The 1,524-nt window shown below is 71.7% G+C and carries 2 protein-coding genes; one reads left to right on the top strand and one right to left on the bottom strand.

The window, feature by feature from the left end:
• Positions 1 to 168 precede the first annotated feature (168 nt).
• Positions 169 to 954: a TIM barrel protein gene (locus R6V09_RS52890; RefSeq protein ID WP_317888520.1), complete on the bottom strand. Its 786-nt coding sequence runs from the start codon at positions 952 to 954 to the stop codon at positions 169 to 171.
• Positions 955 to 1,117: 163 nt separating this feature from the next.
• Between R6V09_RS52890 and R6V09_RS52885 the strand changes: the two genes are divergently transcribed.
• The coding region (locus R6V09_RS52885; RefSeq protein ID WP_317888519.1) for a LacI family DNA-binding transcriptional regulator at positions 1,118 to 1,524 on the top strand (407 nt) is incomplete at its 3' end.

Genomic DNA, 1,524 nt, shown 5'->3' with positions numbered 1-1,524 from the left:
GCGCCGGGGGCCGGGTCGGCGACGGCGGCGAGGCGGACGCCGGGCAGTCGGCGGGCGAGGGTCTCTGCATGGAAGGAGCCCATGCGGCCCGCGCCCACGAGGCCGATGGCGAGGGGCAGTTGGGTGGTCATGGGGGATCTCCTCGGTGCCGTGTGATTCCGGGGCGGGTCAGACCGTGAACGCGGTGCGGAAGCGGTCCAGGGCGCGTTCGCTGTCGCCGTCCGAGGCCCAGGCCTCCATCGCGACCGTGCCGTCGTAGCCGATGTCGGCGAGGGCGCGGGCGATCGCCGGGTAGTTGATCTCGCCGGTGCCGGGCTCCTGGCGGCCGGGTACGTCCGCCACCTGGATCTCGCCGATCAGGTCCAACCGGTGTGCCTTGCGGACGAGTTCGATGAGGTTCCCCTCGCCGATCTGGGCGTGGTACAGGTCCAGGTTCATGCGCAGGCCGGGGCGGTCCACCGCCTTGACCAGGGCCAGGGTGTCGGCGGCCGTCGCGAACGGGACGCCCGGGTGGTCGACCGCGGAGTTGAGGTTCTCCAGCGTGAAGGTGACCCCGGCGCTCTCGCCCAGCTCGGCGAGGCGGGTCAGGGTGCGGTGGGCCGCGATCCACATCGGGCCCGTGGGCTCGCCGCGCACCGGATCCACCGGCAGGCCCTCGGAGTTCAGCCCGGTGCCGTGCAGGTTCAGCCGGGGGCAGCCGAGTTGATCGGCCGCCTTGACCGACTCCTCGGCGGTGCGCAGGAGTTCGGCGGCGCCCGCCTCGTCGGTGAGGCTGCCCCGGATGTAGCCCGTCATCGACGAGAACTCGGCCGGGGTCCGCGTGAGCGCGTCCAGGTCGTGCCGGGTCCAGTCCCAGATCTCGACCTGGAAACCGGCCTCGTGGATGCGTCGCACCCGCTCGTGGATCGGCAGGTCCCGGAAGACCATCTCGGCACAGACCGCCAACGTGTACATGATCGCTCGCCCTTCTAGAACGTTCTAGATGGCAGTAGTACGCCATTACCAGATGTCTGTGTCAAGGCCTCGCGGAGGATGCTTCTAGAACGTTGCAGAACCCCGCCGAGCAGCTAGGATCTCGCCAGGCGACGACCTCTCCACCTCCACCGTAAGGAAATCCGTGCAGGCCACCCCCGCGGTCCCCGACGGCAAGCGGCCCACCCTGGCCCATGTCGCGGCCCGGGCGGGAGTGTCCGTCGCGCTGGTCTCGATCGTGATGCGCGGGGCCTACGGCGCGAGCGCCGCCTCCCGCGAGCGGGTCCTCAAGGCCGCCGAGGAACTCGGCTACCGGCCCGACACCCGGGCCAGGGTGCTGCGCAGCAACCGCTCACGCCTGCTCGGCGTGCAGTTCGGGCTGCGCCATCCCTTCCACACCGACCTGGTCGAGGGCATCTACGCCGCCGCCGAGCCCGCCGGCTATCAGGTGGCCCTCAGCGCGGTGGCGCCCACGCGCGGTGAGCGGCAGGCCGTGGAGGCGCTGCTCGCCGACCGGTGCGAGGCCCTGCTGCTGCTCGGCCCCGAGGTCCC

This window comes from Streptomyces sp. W16, from assembly GCF_033194735.1.
Taxonomy (GTDB): domain Bacteria; phylum Actinomycetota; class Actinomycetes; order Streptomycetales; family Streptomycetaceae; genus Streptomyces.
Note: the sequence above shows the minus strand (reverse complement) of the source record. Positions and strands in the feature narration are given on the sequence as shown.